The sequence below is a fragment of the Nitrosomonas sp. H1_AOB3 genome (assembly GCF_015709435.1).
GTDB lineage: Bacteria > Pseudomonadota > Gammaproteobacteria > Burkholderiales > Nitrosomonadaceae > Nitrosomonas > Nitrosomonas europaea.
The window spans coordinates 1,530,448-1,548,022 of record NZ_CP054389.1 but is presented as its reverse complement, the minus strand read 5'-3'; the positions used below and the strand labels follow the sequence as shown (position 1 = coordinate 1,548,022).

General features: G+C 48.6%; 17 protein-coding genes and 3 pseudogenes. 10 read left to right on the top strand and 10 right to left on the bottom strand.

What is annotated here, in order from left to right; translation table 11 throughout:
• Positions 1-8 precede the first annotated feature (8 nt).
• Genes HRU73_RS07245 through HRU73_RS07230 form a run of 4 tightly spaced genes read left to right on the top strand, consistent with a single transcriptional unit; the run spans position 9 to position 3,515 of the window.
• On the top strand, positions 9-779 hold the full coding sequence (locus HRU73_RS07245; RefSeq protein WP_287398268.1) for a class I SAM-dependent methyltransferase: 771 nt from the start codon (positions 9-11) through the stop codon (positions 777-779).
• Positions 776-1,399, top strand: coding sequence for an HAD-IB family phosphatase (locus HRU73_RS07240; RefSeq protein WP_287398267.1), 624 nt, complete (start codon positions 776-778; stop codon positions 1,397-1,399). The genes HRU73_RS07245 and HRU73_RS07240 overlap by 4 nt, the downstream gene beginning before the upstream one ends.
• Positions 1,375-2,037 carry an NTP transferase domain-containing protein gene (locus HRU73_RS07235; protein WP_287398266.1) on the top strand — a complete coding sequence of 221 codons (663 nt, stop codon included), beginning with the start codon at positions 1,375-1,377 and terminating at the stop codon, positions 2,035-2,037. The genes HRU73_RS07240 and HRU73_RS07235 overlap by 25 nt, the downstream gene beginning before the upstream one ends.
• Positions 2,038-2,063: 26 nt before the next feature.
• A complete protein-coding gene (locus HRU73_RS07230) occupies positions 2,064-3,515 on the top strand; it encodes a glycosyltransferase (protein WP_287398265.1) in 1,452 nt (483 codons plus the stop codon).
• Between the two features lie 443 nt (positions 3,516-3,958).
• Here the strand turns inward: HRU73_RS07230 and HRU73_RS07225 are convergent, their stop codons facing one another.
• The 7 genes and pseudogenes from HRU73_RS07225 to HRU73_RS07195 form a co-directional block, all read right to left on the bottom strand.
• Positions 3,959-5,641 carry an AIPR family protein gene (locus HRU73_RS07225; RefSeq protein WP_287398264.1) on the bottom strand — a complete coding sequence of 561 codons (1,683 nt, stop codon included), beginning with the start codon at positions 5,639-5,641 and terminating at the stop codon, positions 3,959-3,961.
• 53 nt (positions 5,642-5,694) lie between these two features.
• Positions 5,695-5,883: pseudogene (locus HRU73_RS07220) on the bottom strand (IS3 family transposase); the annotation flags it as partial.
• A 57-nt stretch (positions 5,884-5,940) separates the two neighbouring features.
• Positions 5,941-6,258: a HigA family addiction module antitoxin gene (locus HRU73_RS07215; protein WP_011111121.1), complete on the bottom strand. Its 318-nt coding sequence runs from the start codon at positions 6,256-6,258 to the stop codon at positions 5,941-5,943.
• Positions 6,259-6,270: 12 nt separating this feature from the next.
• Entirely contained in the window at positions 6,271-6,594 is a 324-nt protein-coding gene (locus HRU73_RS07210; RefSeq protein ID WP_287398263.1) for a type II toxin-antitoxin system RelE/ParE family toxin, read from the bottom strand.
• 279 nt (positions 6,595-6,873) lie between these two features.
• On the bottom strand, positions 6,874-7,869 hold the full coding sequence (locus tag HRU73_RS07205) for an Rpn family recombination-promoting nuclease/putative transposase (protein ID WP_287398262.1): 996 nt from the start codon (positions 7,867-7,869) through the stop codon (positions 6,874-6,876).
• Positions 7,870-7,872: 3 nt separating this feature from the next.
• Positions 7,873-8,190, bottom strand: coding sequence for a helix-turn-helix domain-containing protein (locus HRU73_RS07200; RefSeq protein ID WP_011111124.1), 318 nt, complete (start codon positions 8,188-8,190; stop codon positions 7,873-7,875).
• Complete coding sequence (locus HRU73_RS07195; protein WP_011111125.1) at positions 8,187-8,507, bottom strand: type II toxin-antitoxin system RelE/ParE family toxin; 321 nt, start codon at positions 8,505-8,507, stop codon at positions 8,187-8,189. Before HRU73_RS07195 ends, HRU73_RS07200 begins: the two co-directional genes overlap by 4 nt.
• A gap of 988 nt (positions 8,508-9,495) precedes the next feature.
• Here HRU73_RS07195 and HRU73_RS07185 point away from each other — a divergent pair.
• Both HRU73_RS07185 and HRU73_RS07180 read left to right on the top strand, forming a co-directional pair.
• Positions 9,496-10,650 carry an AAA family ATPase gene (locus HRU73_RS07185; protein WP_287398261.1) on the top strand — a complete coding sequence of 385 codons (1,155 nt, stop codon included), beginning with the start codon at positions 9,496-9,498 and terminating at the stop codon, positions 10,648-10,650.
• Positions 10,647-11,261 carry a hypothetical protein gene (locus HRU73_RS07180; RefSeq protein WP_287398260.1) on the top strand — a complete coding sequence of 205 codons (615 nt, stop codon included), beginning with the start codon at positions 10,647-10,649 and terminating at the stop codon, positions 11,259-11,261. The genes HRU73_RS07185 and HRU73_RS07180 overlap by 4 nt, the downstream gene beginning before the upstream one ends.
• Before the next feature lie 244 nt (positions 11,262-11,505).
• Here HRU73_RS07180 and HRU73_RS07175 read toward each other — a convergent pair.
• From HRU73_RS07175 to HRU73_RS07165, 3 genes and pseudogenes are all read right to left on the bottom strand, one after another.
• A pseudogene (locus tag HRU73_RS07175) lies at positions 11,506-12,551 on the bottom strand (IS481 family transposase).
• A gap of 120 nt (positions 12,552-12,671) precedes the next feature.
• A pseudogene (locus HRU73_RS07170) lies at positions 12,672-13,838 on the bottom strand (IS3 family transposase).
• A 405-nt stretch (positions 13,839-14,243) separates the two neighbouring features.
• Entirely contained in the window at positions 14,244-15,560 is a 1,317-nt protein-coding gene (locus HRU73_RS07165; RefSeq protein ID WP_281870416.1) for an ATP-binding protein, read from the bottom strand.
• 175 nt (positions 15,561-15,735) lie between these two features.
• Between HRU73_RS07165 and HRU73_RS07160 the strand changes: the two genes are divergently transcribed.
• The 4 genes from HRU73_RS07160 to HRU73_RS07145 all read left to right on the top strand — a co-directional run bounded on the left by HRU73_RS07160 (position 15,736) and on the right by HRU73_RS07145 (position 17,534).
• Positions 15,736-15,876 carry a hypothetical protein gene (locus HRU73_RS07160; RefSeq protein ID WP_287398258.1) on the top strand — a complete coding sequence of 47 codons (141 nt, stop codon included), beginning with the start codon at positions 15,736-15,738 and terminating at the stop codon, positions 15,874-15,876.
• A gap of 232 nt (positions 15,877-16,108) precedes the next feature.
• On the top strand, positions 16,109-16,348 hold the full coding sequence (locus HRU73_RS07155) for an antitoxin (RefSeq protein WP_041356451.1): 240 nt from the start codon (positions 16,109-16,111) through the stop codon (positions 16,346-16,348).
• The gene (locus tag HRU73_RS07150; protein WP_287398256.1) at positions 16,345-16,755 is read left to right on the top strand and encodes a type II toxin-antitoxin system VapC family toxin; all 411 of its coding nucleotides are present in this window, start codon (positions 16,345-16,347) and stop codon (positions 16,753-16,755) included. The genes HRU73_RS07155 and HRU73_RS07150 overlap by 4 nt, the downstream gene beginning before the upstream one ends.
• A gap of 35 nt (positions 16,756-16,790) precedes the next feature.
• The gene (locus HRU73_RS07145) at positions 16,791-17,534 is read left to right on the top strand and encodes a glycosyltransferase family 2 protein (protein WP_287398255.1); all 744 of its coding nucleotides are present in this window, start codon (positions 16,791-16,793) and stop codon (positions 17,532-17,534) included.
• The last annotated feature ends 41 nt before the right edge of the window (positions 17,535-17,575 follow it).

Genomic DNA, 17,575 nt, shown 5'->3' with positions numbered 1-17,575 from the left:
GGTTACGCGTGAGAATTAAAACGAGGCCAGGCGAACAGGGCGCACCGCAGATAGACCCTGCTGCAGTGGAAAGCTTTTTCTGCAAACGTGCAGAGAAGGCGAAGACTATCGGTTCTTTGCGGGCCGTGATCTATCAGGACAAGCACCCCGATTTAGCCGAGCGCCGAGATGCCGCCGAAAAGGCGCTGCTGTTGCCTAAGCTTGGGCTCCAGGCACATAGCCGCGTGTTGGACATAGGCTGTGGTACGGGCAGGTGGACAGGTGTGCTTGCGCCGCAGGTTAAGGTGTATCACGGCACGGATTTCGCTGCCGGTCTCATCGATATCGCCCGCGTGGAACATGGCACGGCACAGAACGTGCGCTATTCCGTGCTGCCCAGTGTCTCCATTAGCTTGGGGGCACTTGGAGAATCCCAAGGCTTTGACAAGATTGTTGTGCTTGGGTTACTGATATACCTTAACGAGGAAGACGTTTTTGAGACACTTTGCCGAGTGGCTGAAGTGGCTGCACCGCAATGTCGGCTACTGATCCGCGAACCCATTGCCATAGGCGAGCGGCTAACCATTAAGGAGCATTTTTCGAGTGATCTGGAACAGATTTACAACGCGATATACCGTACCGAGGAAGAGCTTCTTTTCATGATCTCAGAGACTGTCGGGCGAGTCGGCTTCAAACTGAGCGATAGCGGTTACGTCTATGAGCAACGCGAGATGAATAACCGCGCAGATACTGTGCAAAAGTGGTATCTGTTAGAAAGGCGTAAGGGGGGGGTTAAATGAGCTTAAATTCGGCATGTGAGCGCACAGCCTTCTGTTTTGATATGGATGGAACAATTACCAAAGCAGAGTTATTACCCTGCATTGCATCCGAACTCGGAATCGCGGATGAGATAGCAACTCTGACCAATGCCACGATGGATGGTCATATCGAATTTGAGCCATCCTTCCGGCTGCGCTGCCTGCTTCTGGGGCAAATTGACCCGCAGGTGATCCGGCAAGTGGTCGCAGCTGTTCCACTTGACGAAAACTTGCTGCGTTTCATTACTGACCGTAAAGAAGACTGCTTCATCGTGAGCGGTAACCTTAATATTTGGATCCAGCCGATCTTGCAGCGTTGTGGTTGCCAAGCCTTTACGTCGGTAGGGGAGTATGTAAATGGCAAGCTACAGCTTAAGAGCATTCTCAACAAGGCTCGCGCTCTGAGAGGCATTCGAGAGAATATAGGTTATGAGCGCGTGGTCGCAGTCGGAGACGGCGCTAATGATGCGGTAATGCTTGATCAGGCGGATGTCGGGATCGCCTTCGGCGGTGTTCATGCTGCTGCTCAGGCAGCGATTCATGCATCAAGATATGTCATCCACGATGGAAGTACTCTATGCAACCTGTTGAGAACGCTGTAATTGCCGCCGCCGGCCTTGGCTCGCGTTTGGGTCTTGGACACCCCAAATGCATGTTGGAACTTGGCGGGATCACGTTGCTCACCCGGATGATCCGAATGCTCGAATTGCATGTTTCGCGGATCCACGTGGTCATTGGCTACCGTGAAGATCTGATCATCGACTATTGCGCCCGCTATCACCCGCAGGTTGTGCTGGTAAGGAATCCAGAATTCAGGATCACCAACACTGCCCAGAGCTTTGCACTCGGCGCGCGCTACCTGAGGGGTAAATGCGTCTTCCTTGACGGGGACCTCGTTATAAATCCCGATAGTTTCGGTGCTTTCCTTGACCAAGCTGCTCGGCCAGAGATACTCGTCGGGCTTTGCCAGCCCAATACTGAAAATGCCGTCTTTGTAAATACCGAAGAGTCTGCCCAAGGGCTAATCGTAACGGGTTTCACAAGAGAGAATCGGACACTTTGTGAGTGGGCTAATGTTTTCACCGGCCCAAGCACTGTGATGAACAGTGCCGAAAATTATGTTTTTGAACATCTGGCTAAATTGCTGCCGCTGTCCGGACACATGTTGGAACTGGCCGAGATTGACACGAGTGCCGACATGCGCTCGGCAGAATCTTTCGTATTGAAACATGGGCTCTGAGGCTGCCAGCCACCGTGAGCGCATAAATGTTTGTTTTTGATAGCTCAGTTCGTTCACTAATAAGCAGGGTAGAAATTGCTCTTGACGGTGACAGTGTTAACGTCGCGTTGCGTCTTGTTCACAACTTTGTCGAGCGGATAGTGACCGAGCCTATCTGTGCGGCGCAGGTTTTTGCTTCGCGTGACTTGGATCAGTTATGTTTGCGCATCGGTCGCCATAATCTGGCTGGCTTGGTTGTTCCACAAGATAATCCTTTGCCGGGTGGTAAGAATGGGTCAACTGTTGTTTATCTGGTCAGTCGCTTGCAGCGATCTGGTGGCCATTCGCGACTGGTTCAGGACTTCATTCGTGCGCAGCCAGAAAAGAACCACTTAATACTGTCAACTGAGGTTGGCGGTCCTTCGGATAAAGATTTTTTTTCGAAGCTTTTTGCTACAGATGAGAATGTGTATTTTATGTGTGCGCCAGGTGGGAACTTTGAAGCGCGACTAAGCTGGTTGCAATCTACTTTGCTCACCAGTCGGCCTGAACATGTTTATCTGTTTAACCACCATCAGGATAGTGTTGCAGCTGCAGCGCTTGTTCCAGAACTCAGGCTAGCAGGGAGTTTCTGCCACCACGGTGATCACCATCTTTGTCTCGGCGTCCACTTTAATCACCTCACCCATATCGACTTTCATCCGATGGGTTTTTACTATTGTCGTGATCAATTGGGCGTGGATAACCGGTACCTACCGCTCACTTTCGAGGACAAGCACTGCCTACCTGCTCAAACTGAATTCATGCATGGCGGGCCACTGACTACAGCTACGGCAGCGCGTTCTAATAAAGTTGAAATTCCTTACTACGTCAGCTATCTGGATACCATACCTCGCGTGCTGAAGGTAACAGGGGGGCGGCACATTCACATTGGAAAATTGACGCCATGGGCGCTACGTCGTATTTACAATCAGATGTGCAAGCAAGATGTCCAGAAAGATCGTTTTGTTTACATTGATTGGACGCCCAGTGTCTGGAAAGCTTTGCAGGAACATGAGGTGGATGTTTATATTGCATCATTCCCTTATGGGGCTGGCTTGACTCTGATTGAGGCTATGGGTGCTGGTATACCGGTGATCATGCATCAGCACATGTATTCACGCGTATTGAGTGGATTGGAGCTGGCTTACCCAGAGGCATTCAGCTGGGCAGATCCGGAAGATCTCTTAACATACTTGAAGGCTCTTGAGCCTGAAAGCCTTCAACATGAAAGGTATCTTGCGCGCCAGCGCTATGAAGCATTTCATCACCCAGAGATGCTACGAGACTATTTGCGAGATCCCGAATCGGTACGATTAGCAGTTCCTCCACTTATGAGTAAATTCAGGCCACGTTACGATGAGTGGGCTGCTTGGGCTGAGAGGCAGTTAAGTTTTTCCCGACTTGTTTATCGGTTTGCTTATCGTATTTGGCGCAGATATCGGCGTTTGGCGAGCTAAAATTCAGGATGCATCGGCAGTAAAATGCACGTAATATCAAGGTGCTATAAAATCTGCATGAAAAACTGACACCGGAAAATCGTTTTATCCATGATGAATTTTCCCGCTTCCGTAATGTTTCACTGTGGGGCCGGTTGATAGGCTTATACCGTACCGGGCTTTATCGACAAACACTCGTAGGAAATATCACTCTGTGGCTGGCGGCGTTATTCAAACGCCTTTAGCAGTCTGTTACAGCGATGTTCAAATAAGCTACCTTATTCAAATTTTCTGGATCGCCACGGCCTAACGGCCTCGTGAAGACGATGGAAATTGAGAAAAGCTGCTCCTGCTCGCTTTGTCTTTGCATGGTAATGCGCTCAATTCCTCTTCTTTCTTTGCGAGGAAGCGTAGCTGACAAAGCAATCCGGCGTAACTGACCTGGTTTGGTTGAAGGCCATCGATCACACCTCGATCTGATCAAGTTTCCCGATCAGATCACCACGGCGGAAGGTGGCAGAGAGTTGCTGCACGGAAATTTCCTGGTTCCCATACAGAGCCTTGAGTGCGGTATCGATATCTTGTCGGGACACTACAAACACGGCTTCGCCCTGTTCCTCAATCCATTGTCTGACCTGGACAAAATTGCGGTGGTCCAGGCCATTGAGCTTGATATCCAGTGCTTTGAGCAGCCGCTTTCCCATCTGCATGGCGATAAAGCAAGATGCATAGCGGACGAACAATGGATCATCACCATGCGGCCGGCGTCGGTGATTTTCAGCGATGCGATAAAGCAAGGCTGCAATCACCACCTGAGCGCCATTGAGCGACTCGCTAAAGATGGTGTCGTACAGCTTGCCGAAGTGCTCGCGGGTCAAAAATTTCGCCTGATGTGGCGCTTTACGCCAAATGGCCAGTACAGCCTCCGCTGCGGCACCTGTGGTAATGTCGGTGGCCTTGGTGGTTGCATCCATGCGCTTGCGTCGGTAACTATAGCCCAGGTTTTGAATGCTTTGTTCGAGCTGCTGCTGCCTGACATCGTTGGCGCGCAGATCCTTCAAGTCCACCGGGTTTTGACTGTTGGTGGCGTGAGTTATTTGCAGAACCACATCGTCGTTATCGCTGCTCAGTTCGTACAGCCGGATCAAGACGCTTGCCTGCGCGGGTAAGGCCTGGCCATTTTTTTCAAGTTCCTCGGCTGTTTTGAGGATGGTCATACAGCTTTGGCCACCATTGACGATCTGCAGGTTCTTGACTTTGATTTGAAAATCACCTTGTTGAAGTGCGTTGTAGGTGAATTTGTCGCAAACAAGGGTTATCCCATTGTTGAAAAAATAGAAATTCTCTGGCGCATTTGAACTCAATGTAGCGCGGATACCCTCATTTACACGATTTCCGTGCAACCCAAGATAGCGTCTAATATTGCGCTCCAGCAGCTTTTCGCCATGACTTTTCATGAGCGCAGCCACTTCAACCACGGGCATCCGCCCTACGCATACACGGCTGTAATTCATGTCTTCAACCATGGCCTTGCCCGTCAACCGCAAGGTTTCATCGACCGGTTTGATGCTCTGCAAGATACCGATCAATACGTCGTGATTAACATGTTCCCAGGTAACTTGATCACCAAAAACAGCACGGTCAATCGACTGCTGGGCATCTGCGTTCCATTTGAGGCCATTATTACAAGCGATGGCACGAACACGCGGAATCAGGCCATCTCGAATCAAAGAGCGAGCCTGTTCCACTTTGACGCGCAGTCGATCATTGATAGCGCCAAGATCGGCAGACGGATCGAAGATATGGCGAATGGCATTGACCATCGCTTCGATGCTGTTTTGTTCGAAATTTGAATTTCCCTCAAGATTTTTTTTGTACTTTCCTTGAAACAGGGTAACGCCAAACTCGCCATCCATTTCTTCGGTAATGTGCAGTGCATCCACCCCGAAGTCGCCGCCTCCGTCGGTCAGACAGTCGAAGGCTTCATCAGCATCGAGATCAAGCATGGTTTCGACGCACAAGTAAACAAAGGCTAGCGACCTGAGGCGATCGCCATCGCTGATGCCAAACTCTTCGGTCGCTCGTTCCCTGATTTTATCTTGAACACCAGCCAAACGCTGATCAATGATTGATGCGTTGATGTTCATATCATTGCTCCTTGTTCTGGCCTAATACTCCCGGACACTGTGCCATGATCTGGTCAAGTAAAACCGGATACTCCAGTTGAGTGACATTTTTCCATTTCTGCCTCATATTGATTCTGGCTTTTGTATCCCAAGTATGAATGTGGTCGATGACTGTTATAAAACATGGAAATATACTGCAGCACATCTTGTTGTGCTGCATGGCGGGTCTGGTAATGTATCGAATCACGCCAACATAGATGCTCTTGGGACCCGGTATTCTTACTTTGGTGGTGGTTGAAACCATCCACTGGGAACAATGATCAGGCCGGTGTCCCATGCTCTTGGGTATTTGCCCACGGCCTGATCTTCGCCAATGTTTCTTCCAGCGCACCGCGCGCCATCTCGATATCGTAGTCCACTTGTAGGCGCAACCACCATCCGTCTGACAGACCAAAAAATCGGCATAGGCGCAAATCTGTATCTACGGTAATGGCGCGCTTCCCCGTTACGATTTCACCGATGCGCTGCGCTGATACGCCAATTTCCTTTGCCAGCCGGTAATTGCTCATACCCAGCGGAATTAAGAATTCCTCTGCCAGCATCTCGCCGGGGGAAACCGGCGTTAATTTATTATTCATGGTTAATCTCCATCAGTGGTAATCCACAATCTCAACATCTTCTGCATCCGTGCCCGTCCAGCGGAAGCACACACGCCACTGGTCGTTGATGCGGATACTGTGCTGCCCGGCACGATCGCCTTTCAATATCTCCAGCCGATTCGCGGACGACACACGTATATCCTCAATGCGCCGTGCTAAATCAAGTTGCTTGAGCTTGCGTAACGCTGGACGCTCAATGTTGACAAATCGTGCAACTCGCCCTAACTTGAATAAGGTTTCAGGATCCGCGCATCGAAATGTCTTGATCGTCATGAGTATATAGTATTGCGTTGCGATATTAGCGTCAAACGACATTACAGATTAACGCCAACTTGGAGAAACACTGATTTATCCCGTCACCCTACGCTTTTATGCTTGCCTGGAATAAGCGTGTTTTGTGTAAAAGAGGAAAAGAGTGGGGAGCTTGTATCGTACAGGGCTTTATCGACAGACTTTTGCAGGAAATGTCACTCTGTGGCTGGCGGCGTTATTCAAATGTTTTTAGCAGTGTGTTGTAACGATGACTGAAACCGGCAACTTTGCACTCCTGCAACCACAATGGCGGGATGAAAGGGTGCGTAAATGCAGAAATCATTACTCTTCGAATACTTCTTCGATAGTTTGTGCTACCAGAATCCGCTCACCCCAGCGCAACAAAGTCTGCGAATCTGCAGATTTAATACGAGTCTGGGTAATTTCATCTGCCGGACCAAATTTTCGTTCCAGCAGCCTCAAAAAAAATTCTACCTCACCCTCCAATCGTCCTTCCTGTCGTCCTTCCTGGATACCGATTTGTTTGCCTTCCTCAATTCCCTGTTGTTTCCAGTCTTTGGTCCAATCTTTGACACGTTCTGAAAGCATGCTGTATACCTCCTGTAAATCATGAATTTCATCGAAGCTGGTTTTGGGCATTCTGCCTGGTAAGAATACCCGTTTTAGCCAGACAGTAAATGCACGTCGCAGGCTGTCTTGTTCCGGGGTATGCAACCAAGTGATTAATGCCTGCAATACTTGTTGGACATCTTCCGGGGTGCGACTGTTCTCCAGTCGGAATAACGCGGCTGTCAGATTACGTAATGCTACCAGTTCGTGTTCATGGTAGCGGCCTTCGTCCAGCAGCAGGTAGTTGAGTTGTGGTCGATAACGATCCAACCCACCAGGTGCAGGCAAGATCAGCTCACCCATATTCACTGGCGCTTGCCAGCGATGATCTCCGTTGTACAAAACCATCGGCAGTACCGGTGGCAGCTGTTCCCCCGTTTTAATGGATTCACTACGGATGAGATCCTGATACAGCAGGCCGATGTAAGTCATGATCCGCACCGCCATGAACCAGTCCACAGTAGATTGGAATTCCAGCAGCAGGTAAACGTACAGCCATTCGTCTTGCTTGCCTTGCTTGCGGCGCAAACGCCAGATGATGTCGTCCTGGCGCTCTCTCAAATCATCGCTAATATAGCTGCCGTTAATCTTTTCCAGTGTAGAGAAATCAAGTTCATTAACCCAGCCTTCTTTCACAAAGCCACGCAACAGGTCTGCCACCATTTCAGCGTGGGAAAACAGCAGTTTATAACCGTGATCGTGATTCATCTCTCAGTTGCCACGGTTTCTCTTGAAGGTACGCAAGGTTTGGGCAGAGAACATCTGGTTGCGGCCTACGATACAGCTGGGCACCAATTTGCCTGATTGCACATAGCGGCGCAGCGTGGGCAACGATATCTCCAGATATTCTGCTGCTTCCGGGGCCGAGAACGGTTCCTGATATGTTTCACCAAATATCTGCTCATGGGTGAAATCATCCTCACGGAAGGCGCTGTCCGCCAGCAGGGAAAAGAATCGAATCCGTTCAGCTATCGGCATTCTCTTTATTTCAGCGTATAACTCTTCGGCAGTTAAGGTATGGCTCATCATATTTCTCTCGGATTTTTATCGTGTCGCAAGTACTGTTTCAGTTTGTCGTAAAAGTTTTCGTGCGTACCGATTTGATAGAAGTCGATGATCATAAATTCAACAGGTGTGTTTCTGGTAGGCGATCGGTAAGCTATTAGATACTCTTGCTGATTGAATCGGAACTTGTAAACCCGAACATCAGCCAGATCCCCGGCCTTGAGCTCGCCAATTTCTGGTGTTTCACATATCATTTCCACCTCATCTTCGATCGCTAGCCGCAGCGGTTTGGTAGCTTTCTTGACATACTGGGCGAATGGGCGCTTAAAGCTGGTTTTCATGAGTCGATATTAGATAGCAATAGATTTCATGTCAAATCAAAAATGATCTTTCAACCGAAAAGGTAGTATTGTCAGATTTGCGTGAAAAACTAACCCCGGAGAGTTGGCTCATCTATGACGAATTTTCCCACTTCCGCAATGCTTTACTGTGGAACCGGCTGGCGGCGTTATTCAAGCGCCTTTAACAGTGCTGTTATAACGATGACAAAAATCGGCAGCTTTGCATATCTGCTAGTGTTGTCTCTGGATTACTTCACCCTTGCAGGGTTCGCAAAGACTGCGGAGGTTGGATCTGCTGTGTCTTTGGAGTACGAAGTGCAGCAATCCAGAGAGACAGGCGGTACAGGGACTGGATCGCCATGTCACGTTGCGATTCACGAAGACCGTGAAAATTGAGGCAATCCAGTTCCACAGGAGATGCGGTTTGTACCTCAGCCGGGTTTGCCCGATTTGCGCGCTGTGAGATCTTGCAGTGAGCCAGATATGTATTTATGAATAATACTGGAGACAAGCGTTTGATATGGGATGCCTTCTTCAATTGCTCTGGACTGAATAGCGACAAGATCCCTGTTCGATATGCGAATATTTATTCTTTTATCCTTCTTGAAGGTAAGGTTGGCCGCAGCCTCAAGTTCTTTCTTGCGTGATTTGGTTAGCGTCGATTCGTACTCGCCGGACTCCACATCATCAAGCAGCGTTTTCTTTTCATGTGATCGCTTTTCTTTGTTTATATTTCACCTGAGAACTTGTTCGATACCTCACTGAAGGGCGCATTACGGCGTTGGAGTTGAGCTTAAAATGCTCACATACTTCAAATATGCTCTGCTTTCTCATTCAATTTTGCCTTGCACTGCATTCCTTGATCGAGACCTTGAACAGGTCCTCAGGGCGAGCTGCGTCCGGATAGAATGAAATTGTTATCGGGCACTTGGAATGGTAAACGTTGAGCTACTCGCTAACGTACGCAGTCTTTGAGGAGATAAACATAATGCAGGTCACAAAAGTTAAATTGAAAAATTGGCGTAACTTTAGAAATTTTGAAGCGCCGTTTCGTGATGTTTCATACATCTTAGGGCCCAATGCTTCTGGTAAGTCTAATTTGCTGGATGTCTTCCGTTTCTTACGAGATGTCAGTAAACCAGCAGGCGGCGGGCTTCAATCGGCGGTGATCGCCAGAGGTGGGATCAGCAAGCTACGTTGTCTTCATGCGCGCCGAGATCCAGAGGTTTGTATCGATGTTGAACTGTCGGATTCTCCGGATGATGAAATACCTAACTGGCGTTATGTGTTGGGGTTCAAGCCAGAAGGCAAAGGTGCGCAACGTATTCTGGTATCCAAAGAAGAGGTCTGGCACGAAGGCAAGCAGTTATTTTCGAGGCCTGATAAGAGTGATGACAAGGACTCTGTGCTGCTGACCCAAACACGCCTTGAGCAAATTGCTGCCAATGCTGAATTCAGGGAGCTTGCGGATTTCTTCGGTTCGATCACCTATTTGCATTTGGTGCCTCAATTGTTGAAATTCGCGGATCAACTGGGTGGGCGACCTTTGGAGAATGATCCGTTTGGACAGAGCTTTCTTGAACGGATCGCTAAAACAACTGAGCGTGTTCGAAACACGCGATTAAAGAAGATCAGTGAAGCTTTGACATTGGCTGTGCCTCAGTTCAGAGAGTTGCGGTTCGTCAAGGATGATTCAGGGCACCCTCATCTTGAAGCTCTGTATTCGCATCACAGACCTAATGCAGGATGGCAATCAGAGGAGCATTTTTCTGATGGAACCCTGCGACTGCTCGGGCTGTTGTGGGCCTTGCTGGATGGTAGTTCCATGCTGCTTCTCGAGGAACCCGAGATTTCGCTTAATGATGCGGTAGTGAAAGAAATTCCGCTTATTATTCAGCGCCTGCAAAAGAACAGGAAACCAAAGCGACAAGTGGTCATCAGTACTCACAGCGAGGCTTTGCTAAGCAACCCGGGAATCGATGGTCGTGGCATTATTCTGCTGGAAGCTACGGCAGATGGTTCAACCGGGCGGACCTTGCAAAAAGAAGAAGCTTCAGCGCTCGAAGCGGGACTCTCGGTGGCCGAGGTGGTACTGCCGAAAACGCGCCCCAGTTCAGTCAATCAGCTTGGGTTTTGGGAATGATGCCTGTTGCCTTGGCTACTGAGGATGAGCTCAGTGAGGCGGCAGGTGTGAAGCTGTTATCAGAACATCCGGTTTTGGCAGAAACTCCGCCGATGCTACTGAGAAAAAACGGCTTTGGATACTTGCGCTCACGAATGGATAGCTGGCGACAGATGGCCAATCGCCAGATTGTGATCGTTTTAACCGACTTAGATAAAGTAGCATGTCCAGTGATTTTGTTGAAAGACTGGTTGGGTGCTGAGCGGCAGCACTCTGAAAACCTGTTGTTGCGTATTGCCGAACGCGAGGTTGAGTCATGGCTGCTTGCTGACCACGAGGCACTTGTAAAATTGATTGGCAAGAAAATCCAGTTTCCAGTACAGCCAGACAATTTGTCCGATCCCAAACAGCACCTGCTCGGATTGGCTAAAAAGGCACATCGTGCAGTGAGAGAAGATCTGGTCGCTCAACAAGGAGCCATTGCGCGGCAGGGGATTGGCTATAACAGCCGCTTGGTGAAATGGATACAAACGGAATGGTCTCCGGAAAGAGCCGCCACCCGCTCACCTAGCCTTTTGCGGGCCAGAAACGTCATGCGTGAGGCTGCCAATAGAGTGATGCAGGCAAAGTAATCGCTTTGTGGAGTCTGAACTCAGAAACAAACTTCGTTAAAGTTGTAGGATCGAAATGAAGTTAGTAATTTACAAAGGGTCTTGGGAAGCTAAAGTGGTTTTATTCGTAAAAGTTTGAGTATTTCAAGGTAAAGGTTATCACGGCGATAGTTGACGTGGTCAAGGTTTTTTGTACACTTTAGTTGTAGTAGTTGAGATCTGATCTGACAGTTACCCGATTTGACGAGTGCCTGTTAGATCAGATTCAGTTATTCAATTCGGTAATTTTATCGTCCCATATCTCCTTTGCGTCAATTAAAGTTTGCATCGGGGTGCGTCCACAGCACATTTTTCCCTGGTGAGTCCGCACACTGTTGTAGTACGCCATCCAATCATCCAGATCGTGTTGTAACTCTTCAATGGACTGGTAAATCTTGCGCCGGAATGTCACCTGGTAGAACTCCTGCAAGATGGTTTTGTGAAAGCGTTCGCAAATACCGTTGGTCTGCGGATGATTGGCTTTCGTTTTGGAATGTTCGATGTCATTGAGTGCCAGATAAAGCTGGTAATCATGATTTTCCGGCTTGCCGCAATATTCGGTACCGCGGTCGGTCAGAATGCGAATAATGCCCATACTCTGTTCAGCAAAGAACGGCAGTACCCGGTCATTGAGCATATCAGCTGATGTAATTGGTGTTTTGTTGGTATACAGCTTCGCTGCTGCCCGCCCACTTGGAATAAGTGTCGACGAAGGTTTGCTGGTAAATTCGTCCCACACCTTTGAGGGTACCGACGTAAAGGTATCCTGACTACCGAGATACCCGGGTGAGCCGTCTCAATTTCGCCTTGAGCAACATCATCTTCCTGCTTCTTCTCCAATGCTTGCACCTGTGCTTCGGTCAGCACTGCCCCAGTCTCAGCAATATGTTTCTCCAAGGCTGACAGACGCTTCTTGAACGATTCCAGATTCTGGCGCAGCCATACCGAACGGACACCAGACGGAGAAACAAAAATTCCACGCTTACGCAGTTCGTTGGAAACACGAACCTGACCAAAAGCCGGTTGCTCCAGAGCAAAGGCCAGGATCGCTGCTTCCGTCGCTTCTTCTACACGGTTCTTGATATTGGGCTTACGTCGGTTTGCATCTATCAGAGCTTCAACACCTCCTGTTTCCACAGCTGCCTGATAGCGATAGAAAGTATCGCGAGAAAAACCCATCACCTTACAGGCACGGGATACATTGCCAAGCTCAGCTGCCAGATTAAGCAAGCCAATCTTGTGTTTAATGATTTTATGATGAACACTGCTCATGGGATTACTCCTTTACGCTTTCGCGTTTGGTTGATAAAGATTCGCACCTCTATCAAACCGGGTAATCCCACCTCTTGGCAAGACCTGCTGTCAGATCAAATCTGAACTACTACACTTTAGTTAAGCAACTTTTCTGATTTTTGCCATTTCAGCTTCATACTGATTGGGGCTTCTGTACCCCAGGTATGAATGCAGTCGGTGGTTGTTGTAAAACATAGTGATGTAATTCAGCACATCCTGGTGGGCTTCATGGCGCGTCTGGTAATATCGCCACTGGACTCGTTCCTGTTTCAGGCTGCCAAAAAAACTTTCCACAACTGCATTGTCCCAACAGTCTCCTTTTCGGCTCATGCTGCCCTCGAACCCGTGGGCCTTTAGTAACCGGCGGTAATCCTTGCTGGCATATTGGGAGCCTCGATCTGAATGCATGATCAGTCCTGCTGTCGGTTGACGTTGCCAGATAGCCATTCTGAGGGCATCGCAGACCAGTTGTGCCTTCATGCGGGAACTCATGCTCCAGCCCACCACCTTGCGTGAGTACAGGTCAATGACTCTGCCGTACAGCCAACCTTTTGTGTCCACAGGCAGGTGATGTCTCCGGCGTACACCTGATCGGGCGCCACGACATCAAATTCCCGGTTCAACCTGTTATCAAATACCGGTTTCCGGTGATTACTGTTGGTCGTGACTTTGTACCGCTTACGCTGCTTTGCTTGTACACCTGCTTCGATCATGAGTTTGCGCACTTTGCTACGGCTGACCGGGTAACTCCGGGCATTGAGCACTTGCTTCATCCGGCGGCTGCCATAGGTGTTATCACTGGATTCTGCGATCTCACGAACCACTTCCAGCAGCGTCTGGTAGCGGGCATCATCCGGCTTATCGGTATTTCGCTTCAGGTAACCGTAATAGCCACTGCGGGTAACACCCGGAGTTGGCACATCAGGCCGACCGGGCAGGTCTTCTTCTTTTGGGTGATAAACGAATACTTCAATTCGTTTCTTTGGCGAAGAAGACCGTCGCTTCCTTTAAGATGTGTTTCTCCATTTCCAGTTGCTTTACCCGAACCTTCAGCTTCCTGATTTCCTCCTGCTCCAGAGTCAGCTTGCCGTTACCTCTGAATGCCTGTCCGTCGCTATCCTCCCGATACTCCCTGATCCAGCGCCCCAGTTGAGAAATATTGATTTCCAGACTTCTAGCTGCCTCCGCACGGGTATACCCCTGCTCCAGTACCAGACTGACTGCATCCAATTTGAATTCTTTTGAATATTGCTTCCTTGGGATCATTTCTTCTCCTACAGTTAAAAATATTATCTCTTAACTGAGGTGTACAGATCTATTGAACCACATCAAGTTGAATCGAAAATTAACGCCGGAAAACTGTTCCATCTATGGTGAATTTTCTCGTTTTCGTAATGCTTCATTATGGAATCGGCTTGCGGGTCTGTACCGTACAAGGCTTTATCGGCAGACTCTTGGGGGAAATATCACTCTGTGGCTGGCTGTATTATTCAAGCGCTTGTAGCAGCGCTACTATGATCATGATTTCCGTTGTCAATCATGGCCAATCAGCTTTGGTTAAATATGGATAGCAAAAACGAAGGTACCAGCCATCCCTCTGCTGTATCGGGTTACTGATATTTTTCTGGATTGCCTCAATCCCTCAAATTTTTGCGATGTACAAAAATTGCTTTATTCAAAACCCAGCAACCATTCACTTGCGGGAATATGCTCCACTTCATCAGGAACACCCACTGAGGAACTGGAATACAGGCTGATCAGCAACTTTCTGGCACCAGCTTCCGCCGGGCTTAAGTTCGCAAAGGGGCGAATTTCCCTTGCCAGGGTGGCTTCATCGCTGATATCCAGACTTACCTGCACCAGCCACAGCTCCCCGCTTGGCAGCCGTGCATGAAAATCAATTTCATATTTATTGGGTGTCAGAAAATAACCGACATCTGCCCCGGTTTTTATGAGTGCATGCAGCACTACCGTTTCCAGGGCATGGCCTAAGTTTACTTTTCTGGCAGGGTCGTAAAGTGCCATCAAGCCCGTATCGACGGGATAAATCTTGCGCGGGTTTACCTGCTGCCTGCGTACAGAATCCGTCGCTAAAGGTAAAGTATGCACCAAAAATGCATCTTCCAAATAGCCAAGCATTTGATACAGGCTGTCTTTACTAATGGCCACGCCACGCGAGCGCAAGTCACCGTGAAATTTATTGATACTGAAACTGCCAGCGGCATTGGCAAGCAACTGCTGCACCAACCAGCGTAACACCTGTGGCTGGCTTAGATTATGGCGTTCAATTACATCACGCAGCAGAACAACATCAATATAACTACGCAACAAGGCCAAACGGCTGCGCTCATCAAGCCCTTGCGCTTCAGGAAAACCACCTTGCCTTAAATATTGAAGTAATTGGGCGTCAAGTTGTGAACGAAGTGCTTTGGTTAAACGCGCGGTATTCCTTGGCTCCAATCCCTGGTGGCGCAAAAACTCACGAAAACAAAAAGGATCAACTGTTGTATCCAGGGCCCGGCCGCGCATAGTGGTGGCCACTTCCCTCGAAAGCATTCTGGCAGAAGAACCCGATAAATAAAGCTGGATATTCTCACTATCCAGTAGTCTTCGGGCAAAAGTCTCCCAGCCTGGTATCACTTGGATTTCATCCAGGAAAAACACCGCACGCTTTTGGTCGCGCCATTGAGGGTTCAGCTGATAAAACTCTTCCAGCACCAACTCCAAATCTTTGGCTTGCATACCTGACAGGCGCTCATCTTCAAAGCTGAAATACAACAGACCTTCTCTTGGTATTCCCTGTTGCACATACTCAGCCAACAGCTGCCACATAAAACTGCTTTTACCAGCCCGGCGTATACCAATAATAGCCAAAGCCTTATTCGGCACGTGTGGCCGCCAGACATTACGCAAAGTGAGCTGTGGCAGAGCTTGCGCTTGCGCATCAATAATCTTTTGGCGAATAACAGATCGGTATTTTTCTTTCATGGCGATACGATATTATCCCTGTAAAAGGGATAATATAAATGAAATATTTCCTGATTAACAGGATAATAAATGATCTGCGATATCAACAGCACACCGCTAATCTGATCGGGAGAAATAGTGGATGTATTGCCAGGTTCAGGCATTTGGATCTGATGCTATTCGGGAGGTATAGACAGTGGAATACGCGCAATATCGAGCCGTTGTCAGGCTTGCGGAGAAACTGACAGCGGAAAATGGGTTCATCTATGACGAATTTTCCCGCTTCCGAAATGCTTCACTGTGGAGCCGGCTGGCGGCGTTATTCAAGCGCCTTTAGCAGTGCTGTTATAACGATGACAGAAATGATGATTCTGCATATCTGCTAACGTTACTACTGGATCACCACGTTCCGCCACTTGTCAGAGTTAAATCCAGCATAGTGAGTCAAAAATCACGAAAAACCAGAATCAAGGATTATCGTGAAATTTGCAGGCTAAGCGAGTCGATACATTGACGATCTGTTAGAAGAAACATATGCTTGACCTATGTTTAGGAATAGGAGTAATACCATGTTATCTGAACGTTATGTCAGATTGTTTCGTAACGGCAAGAATCAGGCTGTGCGTATTCCTCGCGAATTCGAGCTGAATGCGCAGGAGGTAATCATGCGTCGGGAAGGTAATCGTTTGATTATTGAACCGGTACCCCCAAAAGGCTTGCTGGTAGTGTTGGCAGAGTTGGCACCACTTGAGGAAAATTTTTCTGATATTGATACCAGATTGGCACCGTTGGATGACATTGATTTATGATCTCACCGCGTTATTTACTGGATACGAATATTCTTTCTGATCTGGTTCGCTATCCACAAGGAGTTATAGCCCGACGAATTGAGGAAGTTGGTGAAGCGGCGGTATGTACGTCGATTATCGTTGCCGCAGAATTGAGGTTTGGAGCTGCCAGGAGAAATTCCTTAAGGCTGACCAGGCAGGTGGAAGCCATTCTGGCGGCAATCGAGGTGTTGCCGCTTGATACGCCAGTGGACCGCGCTTATGCGCAATTGCGCTGGGTGCTTGAGCAATCTGGACAGGTCATCGGGCCTAACGATATGCTGATTGCTGCCCAGGCTATGGCAAGTCAATGTGTGCTGATTACTGCCAATCTGGATAAATTTTCCCGGATTGGGGAATTGCAGGTAGAAAACTGGTTAGTGAGGTAAGTTGCGATATTGAGTATCTTTGAGAATGTTGTTACATGATCACTGTTTCTATCGTCAGTCATGGCCAGTCGACCCTGGTCGAGCAATTGCTCGCGGATTTGGTCAGATTGGATATGTCCATGGTTACCGAAGTTCTGGTTACGCTCAATATTCCTGAAGATATTTCATTAAAGCCCAGTGACTACCCTTATCCGGTCAGGATATTGAGAAATACTGCACCTAGAGGGTTTGGCGCAAACCACAATGCGGTCTTTCGGCAGGCAGAAGGGGAATGGTTCTGTGTGATGAATCCTGATATTCGTTTGGTTGATAATCCTTTTCCGATCCTGATCGAGGAGGGAGCACATGATTCTGCAGGTGTGATCGCACCGATGGTGGTTACGCCAAGCGGTATGATCGAGGACAGCGTGCGTCGTTTTCCTGTATTGACATCTCTGGCAGCAAAACTGTTCGGGCATGGAGATGGCCGGTATCTCTTTGCTGCCGGTGATGAGGCATTTGCAGCAGATTGGGTGGCGGGTATGTTCATGCTGTTTCGTACTGAGGATTTTCGTGCAGTCGGGGGCTTTGATGAAGGCTTCTTTCTGTATTACGAGGATGTCGATATTTGTGCACGCCTGTGGCAATCAGGGCGGTCAGTATTGGCGTGCCCAAAGGCCAGCGTTATTCACGATGCACAGCGATCGAGCCACCGGAATCTGCGCTACATGAAGTGGCACGCTTTGAGTCTGATCCGTTATTTCTGGAAACATTGGGGGCGTTTGCCTCGAATATTTTAGATTCCATATTTCTCGGAACTGTGGCCGTGATGATCGCTGAT